20 protein-coding genes and 1 pseudogene are annotated in these 23,196 nt (G+C 61.6%); 10 read left to right on the forward strand and 11 right to left on the reverse strand.

Annotated elements, in window-relative coordinates; genetic code table 11:
- The 4 genes and pseudogenes from FW764_RS19705 (at nucleotide 1) to FW764_RS19720 (ending at nucleotide 5,775) form a co-directional block, all read left to right on the forward strand.
- Nucleotides 1-2,463, forward strand: a complete 2,463-nt coding sequence (locus tag FW764_RS19705) for an FtsX-like permease family protein (RefSeq protein ID WP_446435288.1) — start codon at nucleotides 1-3, stop codon at nucleotides 2,461-2,463.
- Nucleotides 2,453-3,517 carry a lipocalin-like domain-containing protein gene (locus FW764_RS19710; RefSeq protein WP_446435289.1) on the forward strand — a complete coding sequence of 355 codons (1,065 nt, stop codon included), beginning with the start codon at nucleotides 2,453-2,455 and terminating at the stop codon, nucleotides 3,515-3,517. Before FW764_RS19705 ends, FW764_RS19710 begins: the two co-directional genes overlap by 11 nt.
- Before the next feature lie 221 nt (nucleotides 3,518-3,738).
- Nucleotides 3,739-3,921: pseudogene (locus FW764_RS19715) on the forward strand (hypothetical protein); the annotation flags it as partial.
- A gap of 348 nt (nucleotides 3,922-4,269) precedes the next feature.
- Nucleotides 4,270-5,775 (forward strand): hypothetical protein, encoded by a 1,506-nt coding sequence (locus tag FW764_RS19720; RefSeq protein WP_446435290.1) that lies wholly within the window; start codon nucleotides 4,270-4,272, stop codon nucleotides 5,773-5,775.
- A 57-nt stretch (nucleotides 5,776-5,832) separates the two neighbouring features.
- On the opposite strand, the gene FW764_RS19725 is transcribed toward FW764_RS19720, so the two are convergent.
- Nucleotides 5,833-6,930: an SMP-30/gluconolactonase/LRE family protein gene (locus FW764_RS19725; RefSeq protein ID WP_446435291.1), complete on the reverse strand. Its 1,098-nt coding sequence runs from the start codon at nucleotides 6,928-6,930 to the stop codon at nucleotides 5,833-5,835.
- The gene (locus FW764_RS19730; protein ID WP_446435292.1) at nucleotides 6,927-7,604 is read right to left on the reverse strand and encodes a sterol desaturase family protein; all 678 of its coding nucleotides are present in this window, start codon (nucleotides 7,602-7,604) and stop codon (nucleotides 6,927-6,929) included. The genes FW764_RS19725 and FW764_RS19730 overlap by 4 nt, the downstream gene beginning before the upstream one ends.
- A gap of 203 nt (nucleotides 7,605-7,807) precedes the next feature.
- Here FW764_RS19730 and FW764_RS19735 point away from each other — a divergent pair, with 203 nt between their 5' ends.
- From FW764_RS19735 to FW764_RS19760, 6 genes are all read left to right on the forward strand, one after another.
- Entirely contained in the window at nucleotides 7,808-8,731 is a 924-nt protein-coding gene (locus tag FW764_RS19735; protein ID WP_446435293.1) for a substrate-binding domain-containing protein, read from the forward strand.
- Between the two features lie 64 nt (nucleotides 8,732-8,795).
- The gene (locus tag FW764_RS19740) at nucleotides 8,796-10,304 is read left to right on the forward strand and encodes a sugar ABC transporter ATP-binding protein (RefSeq protein WP_446435294.1); all 1,509 of its coding nucleotides are present in this window, start codon (nucleotides 8,796-8,798) and stop codon (nucleotides 10,302-10,304) included.
- Complete coding sequence (locus FW764_RS19745; RefSeq protein WP_446435295.1) at nucleotides 10,270-11,262, forward strand: ABC transporter permease; 993 nt, start codon at nucleotides 10,270-10,272, stop codon at nucleotides 11,260-11,262. The genes FW764_RS19740 and FW764_RS19745 overlap by 35 nt, the downstream gene beginning before the upstream one ends.
- 26 nt (nucleotides 11,263-11,288) lie before the next feature.
- Nucleotides 11,289-12,368, forward strand: a complete 1,080-nt coding sequence (locus FW764_RS19750; protein ID WP_446435296.1) for an alcohol dehydrogenase catalytic domain-containing protein — start codon at nucleotides 11,289-11,291, stop codon at nucleotides 12,366-12,368.
- A gap of 3 nt (nucleotides 12,369-12,371) precedes the next feature.
- Complete coding sequence (locus tag FW764_RS19755; RefSeq protein WP_446435297.1) at nucleotides 12,372-13,904, forward strand: FGGY-family carbohydrate kinase; 1,533 nt, start codon at nucleotides 12,372-12,374, stop codon at nucleotides 13,902-13,904.
- Nucleotides 13,905-14,040: 136 nt separating this feature from the next.
- On the forward strand, nucleotides 14,041-14,766 hold the full coding sequence (locus FW764_RS19760; RefSeq protein ID WP_446435298.1) for an SDR family oxidoreductase: 726 nt from the start codon (nucleotides 14,041-14,043) through the stop codon (nucleotides 14,764-14,766).
- Here FW764_RS19760 and FW764_RS19765 read toward each other — a convergent pair.
- The 9 genes from FW764_RS19765 to FW764_RS19805 all read right to left on the reverse strand — a co-directional run bounded on the left by FW764_RS19765 (nucleotide 14,763) and on the right by FW764_RS19805 (nucleotide 23,185).
- Nucleotides 14,763-15,767, reverse strand: coding sequence for a LacI family DNA-binding transcriptional regulator (locus tag FW764_RS19765; RefSeq protein ID WP_446435299.1), 1,005 nt, complete (start codon nucleotides 15,765-15,767; stop codon nucleotides 14,763-14,765). The genes FW764_RS19760 and FW764_RS19765 overlap by 4 nt on opposite strands.
- A 58-nt stretch (nucleotides 15,768-15,825) precedes the next feature.
- The gene (locus FW764_RS19770) at nucleotides 15,826-16,689 is read right to left on the reverse strand and encodes a LysR family transcriptional regulator (RefSeq protein ID WP_446435300.1); all 864 of its coding nucleotides are present in this window, start codon (nucleotides 16,687-16,689) and stop codon (nucleotides 15,826-15,828) included.
- 135 nt (nucleotides 16,690-16,824) lie between these two features.
- Complete coding sequence (locus FW764_RS19775) at nucleotides 16,825-17,100, reverse strand: hypothetical protein (RefSeq protein WP_446435301.1); 276 nt, start codon at nucleotides 17,098-17,100, stop codon at nucleotides 16,825-16,827.
- 92 nt (nucleotides 17,101-17,192) lie between these two features.
- Nucleotides 17,193-18,593, reverse strand: a complete 1,401-nt coding sequence (locus FW764_RS19780; RefSeq protein ID WP_446435302.1) for an amidase — start codon at nucleotides 18,591-18,593, stop codon at nucleotides 17,193-17,195.
- Nucleotides 18,590-19,858, reverse strand: a complete 1,269-nt coding sequence (locus FW764_RS19785) for a Zn-dependent hydrolase (protein WP_446435303.1) — start codon at nucleotides 19,856-19,858, stop codon at nucleotides 18,590-18,592. Before FW764_RS19785 ends, FW764_RS19780 begins: the two co-directional genes overlap by 4 nt.
- A gap of 13 nt (nucleotides 19,859-19,871) precedes the next feature.
- Nucleotides 19,872-20,567 carry an ABC transporter ATP-binding protein gene (locus tag FW764_RS19790; RefSeq protein WP_446435304.1) on the reverse strand — a complete coding sequence of 232 codons (696 nt, stop codon included), beginning with the start codon at nucleotides 20,565-20,567 and terminating at the stop codon, nucleotides 19,872-19,874.
- Nucleotides 20,567-21,316 (reverse strand): ABC transporter ATP-binding protein, encoded by a 750-nt coding sequence (locus FW764_RS19795; RefSeq protein WP_446435305.1) that lies wholly within the window; start codon nucleotides 21,314-21,316, stop codon nucleotides 20,567-20,569. The genes FW764_RS19790 and FW764_RS19795 overlap by 1 nt, the downstream gene beginning before the upstream one ends.
- Nucleotides 21,313-22,323, reverse strand: coding sequence for a branched-chain amino acid ABC transporter permease (locus FW764_RS19800; RefSeq protein ID WP_446435306.1), 1,011 nt, complete (start codon nucleotides 22,321-22,323; stop codon nucleotides 21,313-21,315). Before FW764_RS19800 ends, FW764_RS19795 begins: the two co-directional genes overlap by 4 nt.
- A 1-nt stretch (nucleotide 22,324) precedes the next feature.
- Nucleotides 22,325-23,185: a branched-chain amino acid ABC transporter permease gene (locus FW764_RS19805; protein WP_446435307.1), complete on the reverse strand. Its 861-nt coding sequence runs from the start codon at nucleotides 23,183-23,185 to the stop codon at nucleotides 22,325-22,327.
- Nucleotides 23,186-23,196: the final 11 nt, after the last annotated feature.

Raw genomic sequence — 23,196 nt, forward strand, 5'->3', positions numbered from 1 at the left:
GTGGCGGTATTTTATTGGGCGTTGCGCGCGCTGATCAGCCATTGGCGGCGCCACCCAGTGCAGTTTTTCAGTGTGCTCACCGGCCTGTGGCTGGCGACCGCGCTGTTGACCGGCGTGCAGGCCCTCAATAGTCAGGCACGTGACAGCTACGCGCGGGCCAGCCAGTTAATTGGCGGTGAGCCGCAAGCCAGCCTCAGCGCGCCGGATGCTGCCAGCTTCCCGCAGGCGTTGTTTGCCGAGCTGCGCCGTGCCGGATGGCCGGTGTCGCCAGTGGTGCAGGGGCGGCTGGTGCTTAAGGGGCATGAAGACCAACGCCTGCAAATGATGGGTATCGACCCGCTGTCGTTGCCCGGTGGCGGCGCGGTGGCGGGGCAGCGCTTGAGCCAGGCGCAAATGGTGGCGTTTTTCAACCCGCCGGGGCGCACTTGGATCGCGCCGCAGACCTTGTCGGCGCTGGGGCTGCACGTGGGTGAGCAACCGCTGACCGAAGGCGGATTGGCCTTGCCGCCGTTGCAGGTTCAGCGGGACATGGCGCCGGGCTTATTGCTGACCGATATCGGCTTTGCCCAACCGCTGCTGCAAATGCCCGGGCAACTGTCACGCCTGCTGCTGGACAAGGCTTTTGCCGCCACTCATCCCACGCCACCCGCCGCGTTGCAACTCAAGCAGGGCGAAGACAACAACCTTGCGCGCCTTACCGAAAGCTTTCACCTGAACCTCGACGCTCTGGGCTTTTTGTCGTTTGTGGTGGGCTTGTTTATTGTGCACGCCGCCATCGGCCTGGCGCTGGAGCAACGCCGTGGATTGCTGCGCACCTTGCGCGCCTGTGGGGTCAGTGCGCGCATGCTGATCCTCAGCCTGAGCGTCGAACTCGGCGTGTTGTCGTTGCTCGGTGGTGTGCTCGGCGTCGCCAGCGGTTACCTGCTGGCCAGCCTGTTGCTGCCGGACTTGGCCGCCAGTTTGCGCGGCCTGTACGGTGCCGAGGTGCCGGGCCAATTAAGCCTCAGCCTGTGGTGGTGGATGGCCGGTTTGGGTTTGAGCCTGCTCGGCGCACTGCTCGCAGGCGGCGGCAGCCTATGGCGGGCGGCGCGTTTGCCGCTGCTGGCGCTGGCTAATGCCCAAGCCTGGCATGACGCACACGGGCGCTGGTTGCGGCGCCAGGGTTGGGTGGCGGCGACCGCGCTGGTGATTGCGCTGCTGGCGCTGTGGCTGGGCGACAGCCTGGCCGCCGGGTTTGTGTTGATGGCGGCCTTGTTGCTAGGTGCTGCACTCGGCTTGCCGGTGGTGCTCAACGGCCTGTTGACGGCGGTGCTCGGGCGCAGCCGTTCAGTGCTGGGGCAGTGGTTTCTGGCTGACTGCCGCCAGCAGTTGCCGGCCTTGAGCTTGGCGCTGATGGCGTTGCTGCTGGCCTTGGCGGCGAACATCGGTGCAGGCTCGATGACCTCGGGCTTTCGTCAGACCTTCAATAACTGGTTGGAGCAACGTCTCACGGCCGAGTTGTACCTAAATCCGCAAAACCCGGCCCAGGCCGAGCAACTCAGCACCTGGCTGGCGCAGCAACCGTTGGTGCAGGCAGTGCTGCCCACCTGGCAGGTCGCGGTGCAATTGCAGGGCTGGCCGGCGGACGTGTTCGGCGTGGTCGACGACCCCACTTATCGTCAGCACTGGCCGTTATTGGAAAGCGCGAGCAAACCTTGGGACCAGTTGGTGCATGGCGACACGATGATGCTCAGCGAGCAACTGGCGCGGCGCTTGAAGGTGCGACTCGGCGAGACGGTCGCTATCCCTACGCCTCAGGGCGTATGGTCACCCAAGGTGGTAGGCATTTACGCCGACTACGGTAACCCCAAAGGCCATCTGCTGGTCAATTCGCAGCACCTGTTGGCGCACTGGCCGACCCTGACACCGGCCCGCTTCAACCTGCGGGTGCAGCCGCAGAATGTGCCGCCGCTGGTGCGCGAGGTGCAGCGCGCGTTTGCATTGCAAGACAGTCGCATCGTCGATCAACAGCAACTCAAGGGCTGGTCAAGCCAGGTGTTCGAACGCACCTTCGCCGCAACGGCTGCCTTGAACAGCCTCACCCTTGGCGTCGCCGGGGTGGCGCTGTTTATCAGCCTGCTTACTCAAAGCCAAAGCCGCCTGGGCCAACTTGCACCGCTATGGGCACTGGGTGTGACGCGTCGGCAGCTGATGCTGCTCAACCTGGGCCAGACCTGGCTGCTGGCGGTACTGACCTTGGTGTTGGCGTTGCCGTTGGGCCTGTTGCTGGCGTGGTGCCTGGACGCGGTGATCAACGTGCAGGCATTCGGCTGGCGCCTGCCCTTGCAAGTGTTCCCGTGGCAGCTTGCGCAATTGTTGGGGTTGGCGCTGTTGGCGACGTTGCTCGCCTCGGCGTGGCCGTTGTGGCAGTTGCACCGCAGCCGCCCGGCTGATTTGCTCAGGACCTTTGCCAATGAAGATTAAAGCGTTGTGGTGGGCGGCCGTGTTGCTGCTTGCGGCGTGCGACAAGGCTCCGGCGCCTGAAGAAAGCTTCGCCGGTCTGGGCAGTGATGCGGCCGACTTTGCCCAGGTGATACCCGGCAAGGCCTTCACCTTTCCCGAAGACCACGGCCCCCATGACGGTTTTCGCATCGAGTGGTGGTACGTCACCGCGAACCTCAAGGACGCGCAAGGCAACCTGTTCGGCGTGCAATGGACGCTATTTCGCAATGCGCTGAAGGCCGAGCCGACGCAACCCGGCTGGCACGACTCCACAATCTGGCTCGGTCATGCCGCCGTAACCTCCGCCACCCAGCACTACGCCGCCGAACGCTACGCCCGTGGCGGCGTCGGCCAAGCCGGTGCCCAGGCGCTGCCGTTCAGCGCCTGGATCGACGATTGGAGTTTTGCCACCCGCCCCGGCGCCGCGAGCGCCTTGACGGATATGCAACTCAAGGCCGGCGGCCCGCAGTTCGCCTACGACCTGCACCTGACCTCCAGCCGCCCGCTGGTGCTGCAAGGCGACCATGGCTACAGCCGCAAGTCCGATCAGGGGCAAGCGTCCTACTACTACAGCCAGCCGTTTTTTACGGCGGCCGGCAGTGTCAGTATCGACGGCAAAACCTATCAGGTCAGTGGCCCCGCTTGGCTCGACCGCGAATGGAGCAGCCAACCTCTGGCGGCCAACCAAACCGGCTGGGATTGGTTTTCCCTGCACCTGGATCGTGGCGAGCAGCTCATGTTGTTTCGCGTTCGGCAAAAAGACGGCTCGGGGTATCTCACCGGCACATGGATTGATCAGCAAGGCCACACTGAGACGTTACACAACGCCGATATCCAGCTCTCACCCTTGGCCACCACCGACATCGATGGGCGCCATATTCCTACGCGCTGGTCGCTGAAAATTCCCGGAAAACAGCTGGATATCACCACTCGGGCCGTCAACCCGAAGGCCTGGATGAACCTGAGTATCCCTTATTGGGAAGGGCCGGTGCAGTTTGAAGGTGGCGTGGGTTATCTGGAGATGACAGGGTATTAAATGCGCCTTTTTGTAGGCGCTTTTTCTCTGCAAAGTAAGCAACTTCCTAAATGTAATTTCCCGCTCTCGAACTTGTGTCCGGGCCGTGGTCGCTTGCCTATATTCCAACGCCATCTTCATTGCCTCCGCGATGTAAGGCAGGGCGCAGGGTTTCGTAAATCAGCGCACTACTGACTGCACCAGTTTGAAATCATCGGCTGATGGGTGGCTCATCAAGCAGTCAGTCGTTGAGAAAGGTACTTGGGGTTTCGACCAGCAGCTATCTGCATAAAGGCGAGATAGCAGGGTATGCGAAGCGGGTTCGAGAGACGGCGCAGATGTCGAAGTGGTTGGGCAACGGGACTTACGCGGGGTTGGCGATGGACGTGGGCGTGGCGGGATTGGAAATCAAGGAGGCGTGTGTGACAACAAGCCTGTTGGCACAGAAATCGGGCAAGAGACAAATTCAAGCGAACGAGTCGGATAGCAGGTTTTTTTCATGCCGAAACGGGGTGTGAAGAAGAGGTGATGTTACTGCGGCGCAGCTGGAGTCTGTGCCCTTGAGCCTCAAGCGATGGGCACTTTGGCCATATTTGTTTGGAATGGTTTGGTTCGTCACCGCATTAGCTTGGGTGCATCTGGGTTAAACGAGAAGGTAAAAAATCGTCAAAAAACACTGTACGTATGTACAGTTATGTTCTACATTCCATCCCAGGTGACTGGATGTCACCGGTCACCCAAGCTTCAATTTTTTAACTATGGATGGATAAAAAATGAAATCGAAAAAAGCCTTTATGCTGGCCGCGGCCATGGCGGCCACCAGCTTCGTTTCGGCCTTCGCCCTGGCCGAGCAATACCCTCACTTGGCTGAACAAGCAGCACCGCCCGCGCTCAAGCAAGCCTTGAAAGCCGCAGGTAACGTTCAAGCCACCCAGGCTTCTGCTGCACTGAAACAGCAATTGCTCAAGGGCGCTCAACTGAAAAAACCAGTGTTTGCCGCGAAGGCCAAGGCTGACTCGGTGGTGGAAGACCACATCACGCCAGCCCCTGTGACCCAGGTCAAGAAAGCTGACGCCCGCCAAGCCGCCGCCGTGCAAGCGGCGTTGGTTCCAGGATGCGAAACCACGTTGGCGGTTAACCAGTTGTACACCGTCAACGGCGTACAGACCGGTAACCTGCTGTGCTACCACTTCAACCTGCCGAAAAAGGCCCGGGTCAATGCGCTGCTGGTCGGCCAGACGGCGGGCACCGACATGTCGTTGACCCTTTTCCAGGACGATGGCCAAGGCAACCCGATCCCGCTGGGCACCTCCAATAATCCGGGCACCGGGGATGAAAGCCTCAGCGGCGTGCTGCCAGCCGGTGATTACTACTGGTTCATGGAAGCGAATGCGGCGGTCGCGGAGTCGAGCTTCCAGTTCGGTGTGGCGGTCGATGCCAATATCGATGCCTTCGAACCCAATGACACCGCGGATACCGCGTTCAAACTGCCGGACACCTTGAACTACATCAGCGGTAACGCCGATAGCCTCAATGATGTCGATTATTTCGACTTCACGGCAGTACGCGGCCAGAGCGTGGGTATTGCGTTGACGGCCGATGCCGCCAGCGGCAGTACGCGTAACAAATGGATCCTGGAGCGCTTTGATGGCAACCAGTGGGTGGTGGTGGACACCACCGTCAAATCGACGTCGATCCCAAGCCCAGGCGTGGGCGGCGTGGTCAAGGTGCGTGTGCGTCCTAACCCTGGTGATGCGTGGAGCGCGACGGGCAAATACAACCTGTCGTTTGGTTCCAACCCACGGGTGAACAGCCCTGATGTGAAAGGGGAGTCGAATGTGCTGCGCATTCCGTATTCCGCTTCCGATGTGGGTTACGGTTACATGACCACCCAGGCCTACCGCGACCTGACCTGGACCATGGGCCTGTCAGACAGCACCGGCGCGCCGCTGGTCGGGCTGCACCCGATCGTCTACCTGGATCAGCACATCAATCCGAACACCGGCAATATCGTCTACAAGCCTTACGTGGGGACAACCAACAGCTCAGGGCTCGCCACGGGGACGATCAATGTGGGCACCTGCTCCGGTGATTTCCAGACCACCTTTGTCGATTATGCCCAGGGCTACAACAACACCTGGCGTACCGACTTCAACTACGGCGTGTGGCGTATGGAAGTGCTGGAGTACCCGGGCATTGGCGTAGGCGGTGACAATACTCAGTTCGTCAGCTTCGGTCACCTGTGCAAGCAGACCTTGCTGAGCAGCACCAAGAGCTAAGAGGATTGTGCTGTAGTACCCAGGGCATACCGTCCACGCGCCGGTATGCCCTTTGCGTTATTGCGCGAGCGCCAGCTTTAGCGGCAGGCGCGCCATGCTCGTGCTTGTCAGCGAGCCCAGGTACAACCAGTCACCATATTCCCGCGCGGTGGTGATCGGCGAGTAATTGCCCGCGCTGCCATCCTGCAAGTTGGCGATGACGTTGCCGTCGGTGTCCAGCCCCAGCACAAAGGCTTTGCGCTCAATGGGCTTGGGCACCACCATCAGCGCGCGCACCATCATCTTGCGTAACAACGGATAACCGGCGAAGCCATCCAGCAACCGGTTGCGCGGCGAGTACAGCGCAACCCAGAAGCGGTCGCTGCCGTTGAAGCTGAGGTTGTCCGGCAGGCCTGGGAGGTTATCGATAAACAGGTTATGGCTGCCGGTGCGCGCACCTTTGAGCCAGTAACGGCTGATGCGGTAGGCGCCGGTTTCGTTCACCAATACGTAGCTATCGTCCGGGCCGAGCGCTACGCCGTTGGCGAATTGCAGGTGGTTCAACAACACTTCAGTGGTACGGTTTACGAAGTCATAGCGCAACAGCCGGCCATCGCCGCCATGCTCGATTACCGCTTCGCCATCCTGGCCGTAGCCCCAGCGGCTCGACGCATCACTGAAATAGGCAAAGCGCCCGTTGGCGTCGATCGTCACGTCATTGGTAAAGCCAAACGGCAGGCCGTTGGCGCTGTTGCTCAATGGCGTGAGCTGGTGATGGGCATCCAGCGCGAGCAGGCCCTTGACCCCATCGGCAATGATCAATCGCCCATCCGGGTGCATCGCCAGGCCCAGTGGCCGCCCGCCGGTATTGGCGAGTACTTCCAGGGTGTGGCCGTCGGGCGATGTGCGAATGATGCGCCCGTCCTGCAGGCCGCTGATCAAAAAGCCTTGGGCATCCAGCAACAACGCCTCGGGCCCGTCGATGTCCGGCGCGCCGATCCTTTGCACAGCCTTGAGCCGTTGGTTCTCGGCGTAGGTGCCGTCTTTCATCGAGGGCGCTTTGGGCGGGGCCCAGTTCACCGGTTGTACTTTGGTCGGCATCAGCAGCAGAAAGGCGATTAACGCCAGCGATAACACGAACAGCCAATGACGAAGGCTCTTGCGGCGGTGGCTCATGACTGTTCCTGGTTGTCGTCGGCGTTCGGTTCCCAGTGCAGAGTGCCGAACAGGTAATCCATCAGCGGGAGGACGATATTGAAATTGCGCCCCTGCATCAGCTCACGCCGATGATGCAGGGCGTGCAGTTGGTGCATCTGGCGAATCCAGGGCAGGCGTGCCAAGGGGTGCTCGGCGGGCAGGTGTTCGCAGGCGTGAAACACTTCGTAAAGTAAATAACCAAGGATCATGCACCCGGAAAACAGCCCGGCAACGTTTGGGCTCAATAGCTTGAGCAGCCACCACGCGGGAAGAGTGATTGCCAGACTGTGCAGCACGATCAGCCAGGCCGGGAACAGGATCACGCGCCAGTCGCGGGGGCTGTCAAAGGTCATGTGGCCGGGGGTGAAGAAGCTGTGGTGGTCGCCGGTGTGGCGCGCGTAGAACAGTTTGGCGAGGGTGTGTTTGTGGTGGCCGAGGTGGCGGTGCACGAGGTAGATGCACAGGTTGAAGAACGCCAGCGTCAGGGGAACGGTCAGCCACTGCCGTGCAGTGATGTTCTGCACGGTGGACCACGCCAGGGTGATGCAGAAGAGGCCATAGCCGAGAACGAAGCAGGCATGCAGCCATGGGTTGTAATGCGAACTCACATCGGCGCGATAACGGGCGCGGAAGGTCTCGGTTGGGTGGGCCATGGCGGTTAGCTCGGTGTTTTTTTGTTGGAGGGTGAGCTTAGTTGGTGGTGGGGAATGTGCGAGTTTTTGCGCAGTACACGAATCGAATGAGGGAGGGGCCGACCAATGGTCTCTTGCATCGCTCCCATTTACTTGCTAGTTTCTCGAAAAATGTTAACGATAACATTTGCTCTAAAAATAAAAACAAAACAGAGAATCACGCCATGAAAATGCTCCCGAAAACCCTGTGTTTACTGGCTGTCAGCATCACCCTCGGCTCCACCTCCCCAGCGTTCGCCGACGCCGCCAAACCCATCCGCATCGGCGCCTCCTTCCAGGAAATCAACAACCCTTATTTCGTCACCATGAAAAACGCTCTCGAAGAAGCCGGCGCGACCATCGGTGCAAAACTGATCATCACTGACGCGCGTCACGACGTGTCCAAACAGGTCAGCGACGTCGAAGACATGCTGCAAAAAGGCATCGATATCCTGCTGATCAACCCCACCGACTCGGTGGGCGTGCAATCGGCAGTTAAATCCGCCCACGCCGCTGGTGTCGTCGTAGTTGCGGTAGACGCCCAGGCTGACGGGCCGCTCGATTCCTTCGTCGGTTCGAAGAACTTCGACGCCGGCTTCCAGGCCTGTGAGTATCTGGCCAAGAACATCGGCGACAAAGGCAACATCGCAATCCTCGACGGCATCGCCGTGGTGCCGATTCTCGAGCGAGTGCGTGGCTGCAAAGAGGCCGTGGCCAAGCACCCGGACATCAAGATCGTGAGCATCCAGAATGGCAAGCAGGAACGTGACCAGGCCCTGACCGTTACCGAAAACATGCTGCAGGCCCAGCCCACGCTCAAGGGCATTTTCAGCGTGAATGACAACGGCTCCCTCGGCGCACTCTCGGCCATCGAAGCCAGTGGCCTGGACGTGAAGCTGGTCAGCGTCGACGGCGCGCCGGAAGCGATCAAGGCGATCCAGAAACCCGGCAGCAAGTTCATCGCCACCTCGGCGCAATACCCGCGCGACCAGATCCGCCTGGCCCTGGGCATCGCCCTGGCCAAGAAGTGGGGCTCGCAAGTGCCCGCCACGATCCCGGTGGACATCACCTTGATCGACCAGGCCAAGGCCAAAGACTTCAGCTGGTAAATCGCCCAGGCCCCACGTCACCCGTGGGGCCCAGGTCATTCCTTCTGAATACGAGGTCGGTGGTATGAGCAGTCTTCTGAAGCTGGAAAATATCTGTAAGCGTTACCCGGGCGTACAGGCCCTCAAGGCCATCAACTTGCAAGTGGAGCGCGGCGAGATTCATGCCCTGCTCGGCGAAAATGGGGCGGGCAAGTCGACCCTGATGAAGATCCTCGGCGGTGTTGAGCATCAGGACGAAGGACAGATCCTGATCGACGGCCAAGCGCAGCAGTTCGCGACCTACCGCGACGCGATTGCCGCCGGTATCGGCATCGTGTTCCAGGAATTTAGCCTGATTCCCTACCTCACGGCGGTGGAGAATATCTTCCTTGGGCACGAGTTGAGTAACCGCTTCGGCCTGTTGCGCAAGCGCGAGATGGTCGAGGCGTCCGAGGCGTTGTTCAAACGTTTAGGCGTGAGCATTGACCTGCAATGCGCGGTCAAGCACCTGAGCGTGGCCGAGCAGCAGTTTGTCGAAATCGCCAAAGCCTTGGCCCTGGATGCGCGCCTGTTGGTGCTCGATGAACCGACCGCGACGTTGACGCCCAGCGAAGCCGAGCTGCTGTTTGAGATCATGCGCGAACTCAAGCGCCAAGGCGTTGCGGTGATTTTTATCTCTCATCACCTGGAGGAGATTTTTCAGGTTTGTGACCGCATCAGCGTATTGCGCGATGGCGGCAATGTCGGCGTGACCGATGTGGCCGACAGTGATATCGATCGCCTGGTTGAGATGATGGTCGGCCGCCGCCTGGAATGCAGTTTTCCGCCTAAACCGACGACAGCCCGTGGCCCGCTGTTACTCGAGATCAAAGACATCCAATTGGTACGCAATGGCCCACACAACAGTTTCCAACTGCACAAAGGCGAGATTCTCGGTTTTGCCGGTTTGGTCGGGTCCGGCCGCACGGAGCTTGCGCTGGGCATGATGGGGGCGCTGCCGTCGGTGAGCAAAGAGGTGTGGTTGCGCGGCAAAAAAGTCACCCTCGACGATCCGGCCCAAGCCTTGGCTCATGGCATCGGCCTGCTGCCGGAAAGCCGCAAGACTGAAGGGCTGATCACCGACTTCAGTATTCGCGAAAACATCTCCCTGAATAACCTGCCCAAATACCAGAACGCCTCGGGGCTGATCGACAAGGCCAAGGAATGCGCCAGCGTCGAAGACCTCATGCGCCAGTTGTCGATCAAGGCCCCCAGCGCTGAAAGCCGGGTGTTCAACCTCAGCGGCGGCAACCAGCAAAAGGTCGTGATTGCGCGCTGGATCAACCACCACTGCGACGTGCTGGTGTTCGACGAACCCACGCGCGGCATCGACGTCGGCGCCAAGGCGCAGATCTACACCTTGATGCGCAGCCTCACCGAGCAGGGCTACGCCATCATCATGATTTCCTCCGAACTGCCCGAAGTCATCGGCATGTGCGACCGCGTCGCCGTGTTCCATAAAGGCGCCATCGTCAAGGTACTCGAAGCATCTGCCGTCAACCCACAAGAGGTCATGCGCCATGCAACAGGAGGCTCAAGTGAATACGTCCATTAACACCGGCGACACCGGCCGGCTGCGCCTGCACCTGGCGCGGCTGGTGCGCTCGCCGGCCTTCTATCCGTTCGTGGGGCTGGTGGTGGTGACACTGGTGATGATCTTCGCCAGCGACACCTTCCTGACTACCAGCAACCTGTCGAACATTGCTCGCCAGGTGTCGATCAACGCGATTATCGCGGTGGGCATGACCTGCGTGATTCTCACCGGCGGCATCGACTTGTCGGTGGGGCCGGTGATGGCGCTGTCCGGCACCTTGACCGCCGGCCTGATGGTCGCGGGTCTGCCGCCGGGCCTGGCGATTGCCGCCGGGATGCTGATCGGCCTGGCCTTCGGCATCGGCAACGGCCTGTTCGTCGCTTACCTGCATATGCCGCCGATCATCGTCACCCTGGCGACCATGGGCATCGCCCGAGGCTTAGGCCTGATGTACACCGACGGCTACCCGATTTCCGGGCTGCCGGAGTGGTTCGGCTTCTTTGGCCGCCAACGGCTGTTCGGCATCGAAGTACCGATCCTGATCATGCTGATTACCTACTTCGCTGCCTATGTGTTGCTGCAACACACCCGCATCGGCCGCTACATCTACGCCATCGGCGGCAATGAAGAAGCGGTGCGTTTGTCCGGCGTGCGTGCGGCGCGTTTCAAGTTACTGGTGTATGGCATCAGCGGCCTGACCGCGGCGATTGCCGGCTTGGTGCTGACCTCGCGCTTGATGAGCGGCCAGCCGAATGCCGGCGTGTCGTTTGAGCTGGACGCGATTGCCGCTGTGGTACTCGGCGGCGCTTCGATAGCGGGTGGGCGTGGGGTCATCGTCGGCACCTTGCTCGGCGCCATGTTGCTCGGCGTATTGAACAACGGCCTGAACATGCTCGGCGTCTCGCCCTACGTTCAGAGCGTGATCAAAGGCGCAATCATTTTGCTGGCGATCTTTATCAGTCGTCAGCGGCATAAATAAACTCCTACAAGAAAGGACCGAACACCATGGACAAGCACTCCGAAATGCAAGCCGTCGTCTGCCACGGCCCCAAAGACTATCGCCTGCAGCGCATCAGCAAACCCAAGGCGCGCCCCAATGAGCTGGTGATCCGTATCGCCGCCTGCGGCATCTGCGCCAGTGACTGCAAATGTCACTCGGGCGCGGCGATGTTCTGGGGCGGCGACAACCCGTGGGTCAAGGCGCCGGTAGTACCGGGCCACGAGTTTTTCGGCTACGTGGTGGAAGTGGGCGAGGGCGCCGAGGAACACTTTGAAGTCGCGGTCGGTGACAAGGTGATCGCCGAGCAGATCGTGCCGTGCGGCAAGTGCCGCTTCTGCAAGTCGGGCAAATATTGGATGTGCGAAGTGCACAACATCTTCGGCTTTCAGCGGGAAGTGGCCGAAGGCGGCATGGCCCAGTACATGCGCATTCCCAAGACCGCCATCGTGCACAAAATCCCGGAGTCGGTGTCGCTGGAAGACTCGGCGCTGGTGGAGCCGATGGCGTGCTCGATCCACACCGTCAACCGCGGTGAAATCCAGCTTGATGACGTGGTGGTGATTGCCGGTGCCGGCACCCTGGGGCTGTGCATGGTCCAGGTGGCGGCGTTGAAGACGCCAAAGAAACTGGTGGTGATCGACATGGTCGACGAGCGCCTGGAACTGGCCAAGCAATTCGGCGCTGACGTGGTGATCAACCCGTCCCGTGACAACGCTCGCGATATCATCAACGGCCTCACTGATAATTACGGCTGCGATGTGTACATCGAAACCACTGGCGTACCCGCCGGTGTGACCCAAGGCCTGGACCTGATCCGCAAGCTCGGACGCTTTGTCGAGTTCAGCGTGTTCGGCGCCGAAACCAGCGTCGACTGGTCGATCATCGGCGACCGCAAGGAGCTGGACGTACGCGGCGCGCACCTCGGCCCGTATTGCTACCCGATTGCCATCGACCTGTTCGAACGCGGCCTGGTCACCTCACAAGGCATCGTCACCCATGACTTCCCGCTGGATAACTTTGCCGAAGCGTTCGAGCTGGCCAACTCGACCAAGTCGATCAAGGTGCTGTTGAAGCCGGTGGTCTGAACGATGGAATACGTAATGGGTGTCGACATAGGAACCCAGAGCACCAAGGCACTGCTGGTGGATGGTCAAGGTAGGATCATCGCCCAGCACAGCCAGGGCTATCGCGTGGATACCCCAAAAGTGCGCTGGGCCGAGCAATGGCCGCAGGTCTGGTTGGAGGCCGTCGAGGCCTGCGTCGCACAATGCATGGTCAAGGCCGGTGTGGCGGCGGAGCAGGTCAAGGCACTGTGCATCAGCAGCCTGTACGGCGGCTCGGGAATTGCCGTGGATGCGCAGATCACGCCGCTGCACCCGTGCCTGATCTGGATGGACCGCCGCGCCAGCGAGCAGGTGACGTGGGTACGTAAAAATGTGGACTTGGAGCGTTTATTTGCGATCACCGGCAACTCGGTAGACAGCTACTACGGCTTCACCAAGATGCTCTGGCTCAAGCAGCATCAGCCGCAGGTGTGGGCGCACACGCGCTACTTGCTGCCGCCTAACAGCTATATCAATTGGTGCCTCACCGGTGAGTTGGCGGTGGATCATAGCAGCGCCGGCAATATCGGCGGCGTCTACGACGTGGCCCGGCGCGGCTGGTCCGAGGAGATGCTCGCGGCGCTGGACATTCCCTTGGCGATGATGCCCGAGCGGCTGGTGTATTCCGGTGAAGTCGTAGGCGGGCTGCTGGAAACCTGGGCTGTGCGTCTGGGGTTGCAGGCGGGTACGCCGATCCTCGCCGGAGGTGTGGACGCCGCCATGGCGACGCTGGCTGCCGGTGTCACGCAACCGGGCAACCATGTGGCAATGATCGGCACCAGCATGTGCTGGGGTTACCTGAACCAGCAAGTGGACGCGCGCCACGGGTTGGTGAGCATGCCGCATGTCTACAACGGCCATCGAGACCTGTACATCTTCGGCGGTGCGATCACCGCCGGGGCGTCGGTCAGCTGGTTTCGCGAGCAATTCTGTCAGGCCGAGGAGCAGCAGGCCAAAGCCACCGGTCAGGACAGTTTGGTATTGCTGGAACAGAGCGCGATGAAGGTGCCGGCGGGCAGCGAAGGCTTGTTGTTCCAGCCGTATTTGATGGGTGAGCGCAGCCCGGTGTGGGATGACCGCGCCAGCGGCAGTTTTGTCGGACTTAACCTGTACCACAGCCGCATTCACCTGTACCGCGCGGTGCTCGAAGGTGTGAGTTTCGCCCTGCGCCACAATATCGAAGCCGGCACGCAAGGCGCGCATTCGCTGGACCCGCGCTTGATTGTGGTGGGTGGGGCGAGCCATTCGGATTTATGGATGCAGATCGTCGCGGATGTCACGCGCTACCCGGTTTACACCATTGTGCAGGAGGTGGAAGCGGCGCTGGGCGCGGCGTTGCTGGCCGCGCATACGGTGGGGTTGGTCAGTGATGGCGAGATGGATAAGGGCTGGGTGCAGTTGGCGCTGAGGGCGCAGCCAAAGCGCGAGAATGTGGCGGTGTACGACCAGGCGTTTGGCGAGTACTTGAAGTTATATCCAGCGCTGAAACCGATCATGCATAACCTGCAATCCAGCTAATTCGACACGGTCCAAATGTGCGAGCTGGCTTGCCTGCGATAGCGGTGTATCAGTGGCAAATGGGCTAACTGACCCACCGTAATCGCAGGCAAGCCAGCTCCCACAGGGGATTTATATTGCCTAGGGAATAGTGACCATGAACGCAGTCTTCAACTTCACCCACCAACGCATCCTCGTCACCGGTGCCACTAGCGGCATCGGTCGAGAAATCGCCCTGCAACTGATCGCCAGCGGCGCCGAAGTGTTTGCGCTGGGGCGCGACGCGCGAGCCTTGGTCGAGCTGGGTTGCCACACCCTCTGCCTGGATATCGCCGACAGCCTCGCCCTCGACAACGCCCTGCAAGACCTGCCCCCGTTGCACGGCGTGGTCAACTGCGCTGGCATCTCGCGCCTGGAGCCCGCCGCCGCCATCAGCGCCGACGCCTTTGATCAGGTGATGCAGGTCAACGCCCGCGCCGCGGCCCAGGTCGCCAGCCGTGTGGCGGCCAAGATGATCGAAGCGAAACTCCCCGGCAGCATCGTCAATGTCTCCAGCCAAGCGTCGCTGGTGGCGCTGGACGATCACCTCGGCTACTGCGCTTCCAAAGCCGCATTGGATGCAATCACCCGCGTGCAATGCGCCGAATGGGGCCGCTTCGGCATACGCGTCAACAGCGTCAACCCCACCGTCACGCTCACGCCCATGGCAACTATGGCCTGGTCCGACCCGGCCAAGCGCGACCCGGCGCTGGCGGCCATTCCGCTTGGGCGTTTCGCTGAAACCATGGAAATTGCGCTGCCGGTGCTGTTCCTGCTCAGCGACGCTGCGAGCATGATCAGCGGCGTAAGCCTGCCGATCGATGGCGGCTACACCTGCCGCTAACCGTTTTCCAGTACGCCTGTGATCACCACTTTGTCCCGAGGTTTGTACGGGTCTTGCAGGCGATCAAGCAGCAGGCGTACCGCGCTGCTACCGGCCAGGGAGGCGTCGTGGGCCACGCAGGCAATCGGCACACCGAAGATATCGGCGAAGGGCAGGCGGTCGATGCCGCAGATGGTCAGACTTTCGTGGGGGATGTTGTGCATGCGCAAGGCGCGCAAGGCGCCGAGGGTGATCAACTGGTTGAAGCCCATGATCGCGTCCGGCGCCGTGTGTTCGGCCAGGTAGTCGAGGGTGTGCAGGTACGACGGCATTAGCGTGTAATCGCCGGCCTGCACTTCAACCTGAATATGCGGATGGCCGGCCAGCACTTCGCGCAGGCCCTTGAGGCGCTCCACCGTAATGCGTGAATGCTCCGGCCCGGTCAGCACCAGCAGGCGCTTGAGGTCGGGTGTATGGCGTAGCAAGTAGTGCGCGGCCTGGATGCCGCTGTGGTAGTTGTCGAGCACCACGCGGCTGAACGGGCTGTCGTGGATGGTGCGGTCGAGCAGCACCACCGGGGTTTTGCCGTTGCCCAGGCGCTCCAGGTAGTCGGGCTGGTAGCTCGGCTCATCGGAGACCGGCGATAGGATGATCCCCGCCACGCGGTAACCCAACAGGGTGTCGACGGCTTTGCTTTCCAGTTCTTCCAGCTCGTCGGTGTCCACCAGCATGATGGTGTAACCGTGCTGTTTCGCCTCGCGGGAAATCGCCTTGATCATCTCGCTGTAGAACGGGTTGTCCACTGACGCTGTGATCACGCCGATGATCAGGCTTTCACTGCGCTTGAGCCCACGGGCGAAGGCGTTGGGCACATAGTCTAACTCGCGCGCCACTTCGAGAATGCGCGCCAAGGTGGCGGGTTTGACCAGGTCGGGTTTGCTCAGCGCACGGGACACCGTGATGGTGGTCATGCCGACCCGTTTGGCGATGTCGCTGATGGTGACGGACTTTTTCTTGTTCATCGGGCAGGCTGCGAAAGGAAACACTTGCAGGCTAGCATGGGCGCAGGCGTAGGGTGATTCAAATCAGCGGATCCCAGCGTTGCGACCAGTCACTTTCGGCCTTGACCACGTCGCGCAGCAGTGCCAGTGCCTGTTGCAACACCGCCGAATCTCGCGCCCGTGAATACACCAAGTAAGTCGGGAAGCTGAATTCCGGCGCCTTCGGCACGCGCTGCATCACGCCACTGTCCAAGTAGCTCTGCACCACCCGCGTGCGGAAGTACCCGGCGCCGCCATTCTCCAGGATGTACTGCAACGCCAGCGGCCCGAGGTTGAAACTCAGTGCGGCGCGGGCCTTGTCGGGCAGGGCGGCGTCATGCTGCTGGCGAAAGCCTGGGCCCCAGTCGATGTAGACGTAAGGGGCGGGTGTGCTCGCCAACTGCACCAGAATCAGTTTTTCCTCCAGCACCTGCTCCACCTGTAGCCCCGGCCAATACTGTGGCTGGAACACCAGGGCGGCATCGAGCACACCCAGTTCCAACTGGCGCAACAAGTATTCGCCTTCACGCACTTCGGTGCGCAGTGCATGGCCAGGGATATGCTCACGCAGGGCGTTGGCCCAGCCGAGCATCAGCGGGTTGCACAAGCTGACTTCACCGCCGATATGCAGCACGTTGCGGTAACCGTCGGGCAGCGGCAGGTCACGTTTTGCGGCTTCCCAGGTTTGCAGCAACTGGTTGGCGTACACCACAAAGGCCTCGCCATCGGCCGTCAGGCGTGCGCCGGCGCGGTTGCGCACAAACAGCGTGCTGCCCAGCTGGCGCTCGAGGTTTTTTACGCGGGCAGTGATGGCGGTCTGGGTGACGTGCAGCTTCTCGGCCGCTGCGGCCAGGCTGCCGCAGCGGGTTATTTCGAGGAAGGTGCGTGCCAGTTCGATGTCCATGAAGCCCCCGGGGATGAATGGGGGCATTGTAGTGGAATGTGTTCAACGCTGTGGGAGGTAGGGTTGCCTGTGATGGTGCTTCTTTAGGCAGATTGAGTACATATCCAAAAAATTCAGCTAAAGATTACCTGACCGTCACTGAAAACCGACGGACCAGCTTTGCGTCGTCTGGTCTTCATGACGCTGCTCCAGGTCATGTTCATACGTGCAGCGTGGGCCCTTGCAGTTGTACTCGAATGTCACCGGCGGCTGGGTCGTAACCGGGAACAACGATTTGGCCGTCGCCGGTGCAGCCTGTGGCGCGGCCTCGGTGACCGGGGCTTCGTAGGTCAGGTCCAGCGCTGTGGCATGGGCCATGGTCGGCAGGATGGCGAGCACTGCACTCGCCAGAGCGGTCCTTGTGAATAGCATCTGAAACAATCCGCGCAACAAAATTGAAGCGCGAATTATAAGCCAGGTGCGAGCACAGATGCACAGCGCACTGCGCGGTCGAGCGCCGCCGTTCAGAGCGCGCGCGGTGCCGCAAGGTGTTCGGTGGGGAACGCTTTTGCATACACCTGGCAAACACGCAGCACCTGCTCATCGGCAAACCGCGCGCCCACCACATGCAGCCCCACCGGCAAGCCATTTGCCGCCAGCCCGCACGGCACCGACGCCGCGGGTTGCTGGGTCAGATTGAAGGGGTAGGTAAACGGCGTCCATTGCATCCACTCATTCATGCCCGAACCCGGCGGCACATTGTGCCCGGCCTCGAATGCGGTGATCGGCATCATCGGTGAGACCAGCACGTCGTAGTGTTCATGGAACGCCGCCATCCGGGCCACCAATGCCGCGCGGGCTTCGAGGGCGTCGTTGAAGTCACGCAGGCTCAACTGCTCACCACGTTGCGCGATGCGCAGCAGGCCGGGGTCCAGGAGTTGCTTTTGCGCCTCGCTCATTGTCCCGGTCAGGCGGGCGGCACCGGCGGCCCACAAGGTGCTGAACACCTCCAGCGGGTCGCTGAAGCCTGGGTCGATTTGCTCGACATGCGCGCCCAATTGCACCAAACCGTCAACGGCTTGGGCGACGACAGTGGCCACTTGCGGGTCGACATCCACGTAACCGAACGTCGGGCTATAGGCAATGCGCAGACCTTTAAGGTCCGTATCCGGCGCGAGCCACGGTGAGGTGCGCGGCGCACCGATCAGGCCATCGCGCGCATCCGGTTGCGCAACGGTTTGCAGCATCAGCACGGTGTCTTCCACCGTACGAGTCATCGGCCCCAAATGCGACAAAATCGTCATGGAACTGGCCGGCCATTGCGGCACATAGCCGAAGGTCGGCTTGATGCCGAAGGTGCCGGTAAACGCACACGGAATCCGAATCGAACCGCCGGCATCGCTGCCCTGGTGCAACACGCCCAAATTCAACGCCGCCGCTGCCCCTGCGCCACCGGACGAACCGCCCGCCGTGGTGCGCGTGTCCCACGGGTTGCGCGTGATGCCGTACAGCGGGTTGTCGGTGACGCCTTTCCAGCCGAATTCCGGCGTGGTGGTTTTGCCCAGCAATACAGCGCCGGCTTTGCGCATCAGGGCCGAGAAGGGCGCGTCCGCGTCCCATGGCCCCTCGGCGGATGAAGTGCGTGAGCCCTTGCGGGTGGGCATGCCGAGCGTCAACGTCAGGTCTTTGATGGATGCAGGTACACCGTCCAGCGCGCCGCAGGGTTGGCTCTTAAGCCAGCGTTGCTCCGAGGCGCGCGCAGCGTTCAATGCGCCTTCCGGATCGACATGGCAGTAGGCGTTCACCACCGGGTTGTAGCGCTCGATACGCAGCAAAGCGTCTTCGGTGACCTCCACCGGCGACAGGCTTTTGTCACGAAAATGCTGCAGCAGTTGCACCGCTGTCAGTTGCCCCATTTCACTCATGCCTGTTCCCCCTGTGCCGCGTTGACCATGGCGCGCAGCAATACCGCGCAGCCTGCCGCCAGGTCATCCGGTGCGGCGTTTTCGATTTCGTTATGGCTGATGCCGCCTTCGCACGGCACAAAAATCATCCCGGCGGGGCCGAGTTCAGCGACGAAAATCGCGTCATGCCCGGCGCCGCTGACGATGTCCATATGGCTCAAGCCCAGGGCTGTTGCACCATCGCGCACGGCGTTGACGCAGGCCGGGTTGAAGTCCAGCGGCGGGAAGTCGGCGGTGGGCGCCAGTTCAAACGTTAATCCGTGCCGCGCAGCAGTGGCCTCGATCACGCCACGCACTTCATCGACCATGGCCTGCAGTTTGTCGGCATGCAGGTGACGCAAGTCGAGGGTCATGTGCACCTGGCCGGGAATTACGTTGCGTGAACCGGGGTGCAGGCTCAGGCAACCGACCGTACCGCAGGCGTGGGGCTGCTGCTGATGGGCGATGCGGTTGACGGCGCTGACCACCTCGGCGGCGCCGACCAGGGCGTCCTTGCGCAGGTGCATGGGCGTAGGCCCGGCGTGGGCCTCGACGCCGGTGAGGGTCAGGTCGAACCACTTCTGGCCCAGGCAGCCCATGACCACGCCGATGGTGGTGGCCTGGTCTTCCAGCACCGGACCTTGCTCGATATGCGCCTCGAAATACGCACCCACCGGATGGCCGCTCACCGCACGTGAGCCGGCGTAGCCGATGCGCTGCAATTCGGCACCCACCGACAGGCCTTGCTCGTCGAGTTTGTCGAGGGTGTCCTGCAAGTCGAACTTCCCGGCAAATACGCCGGAGCCCATCATGCACGGCGGGAAGCGCGAGCCTTCTTCGTTGGTCCACACCACCACTTCAATCGGTGCTTGGGTCTCAATACCGAGGTCATTCAAGGTGCGGATCACTTCCAGCCCGGCCATCACCCCGTAGCAACCGTCGAACTTGCCTCCGGTGGGTTGGGTGTCGATGTGGCTGCCGGTCATTACTGGAGGCAGGGCAGGGTTACGCCCGGCCCGGCGCGCAAAGATATTACCGATGGCGTCGACACTGACGCTGCACCCGGCCGCCTCGCACCATTGCACGAACAGGTCGCGGGCCTGGCGGTCGAGGTCGGTGAGCGCCAGGCGACACACACCGCCTTTGACGGTGGCGCCGAGCTGGGCCAGGTCCATCAGCGATTGCCACAGGCGGTCGCGGTTGATCAGCGGGGCGTTGCTCTGGAGCGGTGGCGCAAAACTATTCATCTGCAATCTCCGATCAGGCGCTCAGCGCCAGGTAGCGGTTCTTGATGGTCGGGTCGGCGCGGAATGCAGCAGCACTGCCCTCGTAAACCACGCGGCCCTGTTCGAGCACGTAATGGCGGTCGGCGAGCTTGTCGCAGACCATCAGGTTCTGTTCCACCAGCAGCACCGGCAGGCCGTCGTCCTTGACCTTGCGCAAGATCTTCACCAACTCGTCGACGATCACCGGCGCCAGGCCTTCGGTGGGCTCATCGAGCATCAGCAGCTTGGGGTCGTTGAGCAGCGCGCGGGCGATGGCGAGCATCTGTTGCTCGCCGCCGGAGAGGGCGTGGCCAGCGTTTTTGCGCCGCTCCTTGAGGCGCGGGAACATGCCGTACACGTCTTCCAGCTGCCAGCGGCTGGTTTTACGCACGGCAATGCGCAGGTTTTCTTCGACGGTCAGCAGGCGGAAAATTCCGCGGTTCTCCGGCACCAGCGCTAAACCCTGGCGCGCAATTTCGAAGATCTTCTGCCCCACCAGCGCCTGGCCGTTGAAGTGAATCTGGCCTTGGCGCGGGCAGATAATCCCCAGGATGCTGCGCAGCGTGGTGGTCTTACCGGCGCCATTGCGCCCAAGCAGCGTTACCAGCTCACCGGGGTTGACGGTCAGCGACACGCCTTCCAGCACATGGCTCTTGTCGTAGTAGGAGTGGATGTTCTCGACGATCAGCATCAGGCAGCCTCCCCAAGGTATGCAGTGCGCACGCGCTCATCGGCGCGCACAAATTGCGGCGTGCCTTCCACCAGAATCTGGCCGTGGCTCATCACCGTGATGCGTTGGCTGATGGACATGACAATGCTCATGTTGTGTTCGATCAGCAGCACCGTGTGATCGCGGCCGAGGTCGCTGATCAGTTGGGTCATGACGGGGATGTCATCGATGCCCATCCCCGAAGTGGGCTCGTCGAGCATCAACAGTTTGGGTTTGGAGCAGATCGACATGCCGACTTCCAGCACCCGTTGTTGGCCGTGGGATAACTCGCCGGCCAGCGTGTCGGCGCGGCGGGTGAGTTGCAGGCGCTCCAGTACCTGGTCGGCCATCTCCAGGTGTTCGCGTTTGCTGTCGACGCGGCGCCAGAAGTTCAGGGCGCGCGCACCGTCGCGGCCTTGGGCGGCCAGGCGCAGGTTTTCACGCACGCTGAGGTTCTGGAACAGGCTGGTGAGCTGGAACGAGCGCGCCATGCCCAGGCCGACACGGGCGTGGGCCGGTTTGCGCATCAGGTTCTGGCCGTCGAAGTGAATCGCCCCGGCAGTGGCTTGGCGCTCGCCGGTCAGGCAGTGAAACAGGCTGGTCTTGCCGGCGCCGTTGGGGCCGATGACGGTGTGGATGGTGCCGGCTTCGACCTTGAGGTTGACGCCATTCACCGCATGGAACGCGCCGTAGGCCAGCTTCAGATCTTTGGTTTCCAATAGGATGCTCATAGCCCTTCCTCCTTGGCGACGACGGCGGTTTTGCGACTGCCGCGTACGCGTTCGAACAGCGATGACAAGCCGCCCCACAAACCGCCGCGCATGAAGATCACCACCAGAATGAGGATGATCCCGAGCAACATCAGCCAGCGCGGCCACAGGTCAGAGAGGAAATCCCCCAGCAACACGATGGAGCCTGCGCCCAGCAAGGAGCCGAACAGCGAGCCGGTACCGCCGACGATGGTCATGATCAAAATGTTCTCGGACATCGCCAGGTCGATGTTCGACAGCGGCACAAAGTGCAGCAGCATGGCGTACAGCGCCCCGGCGATGCCGGTGACCGCGCCGGACAGCACGAACACCAGGATCTTGAAGTGGCGCGTGTCGTAGCCGATGGCCGAGGCGCGGGTTTCGTTTTCGCGGATCGCCATCAAGGTGCTGCCGAACGGCGAGGCGATCACCCGGCGCGCGCCGATGAAGATCAGCAGGAACAGCACCGCGACAAAGCCGTAGAACGCACGGGCATCGGCCAACGACAGCAGCACGGTGTCACCGACGCGGATTTCCGGGCGCGGCACGCTGAGCAGGCCGTTGTCGCCGCCGGTCCAGTCGCTCAAGGTGTAAGCGACGAAGTAGGCCATCTGGCTGAACGCCAGGGTCAGCATCACGAAGTAAATGCCGGTGCGCCGAATCGCCAGGGCGCCCACCAGCAACGCCAGGAACCCACCGGCCACGGCGGCGCCGAGCAGGGCGGTAAATAGGCCCAGTTGCAGGTGCATCATCAGCAACGCTGCGCAATACGCACCGGCACCGAAGAAGATGCCTTGGCCGAATGACAATAGGCCGGTGTAGCCCAGCAGCAGGTTGCAGGCCAGGGCCGCCATGGCGAAGATCAGGATCTCGGTGGCCAAGGTCGCCGAGGGCAAGATCAACGGCAGGCCGATCAGCACCGCCAGCACCCACAGCAACATGGCTTTGGACTGGGTTTTAGCAAATGGCAGGGGGTTTTTCTCGCTCATGTCAGGCTCTCCCAAACAGGCCGTAAGGGCGTACCAGAATCACCACGGCCATTGCGCCGTAGATCATCAGGCTCGCGCCTTGGGGCCAGAGTGTGGTCATCAGACTTTGCACCACGCCCACCAGTAGACCGCCGACCAGAGCACCGCTGAACGAACCCATGCCGCCGATCACTACCACTACGAAGGCCACGCCGAGAATCTCCGGGCCGACGAAGGGCTGGGCGCCGCGCAAGGGCGCAAACAACACGCCGGCGACACCGGCCAGGGCCACGCCGAGGGCGAAGGTCATGGAGAACAGGCGCAAGATATTGGTGCCCAGCAGCGACACGGTTTCAGTGCTTTCACTGCCGGCCCGCACCAGCGCGCCAAAGCGCGTGCGTTCCAGCAACAGCCACAGGCCCAGGCCCACCAGCCCGGAAAACACGATGAGGAATAGGCGGTAGTAGGGATAAACGAAATCGCCGACCACCAGCACCCCGCGCAGCAGTTCCGGCACGGCGACGCTTTTGCCCACCGGGCCCCAGATCATCACGCTGGCTTCCTGGATGATCAGCGCGATCCCCAGGGTTACCAGAATCTGGAACATGTGCGGCAAGTGATAAATCCGCTGGATCAGTAAGCGCTCGATCACCCATGCCAGCGCGCCCACCACCAGCGGCGCGATCAGCAGCGCCAGCCAGAAGTTGCCGGTGAGGCTCACGGCGGTGTAGCAGATGTAGGCGCCCAGCAGGAAGAACGCGCCGTGGGCGAAGTTGACGAAGTTGAGCAGGCCGAAAATGATCGTCAACCCGACCGCAATCAGGAAGTAGATCATCCCCAACCCCAAGCCGTTGAGAATCTGGAACAGGTAAAGATTAAGCATGCAGGAACCCT

Source organism: Pseudomonas sp. 1152_12 (genome assembly GCF_052850675.1).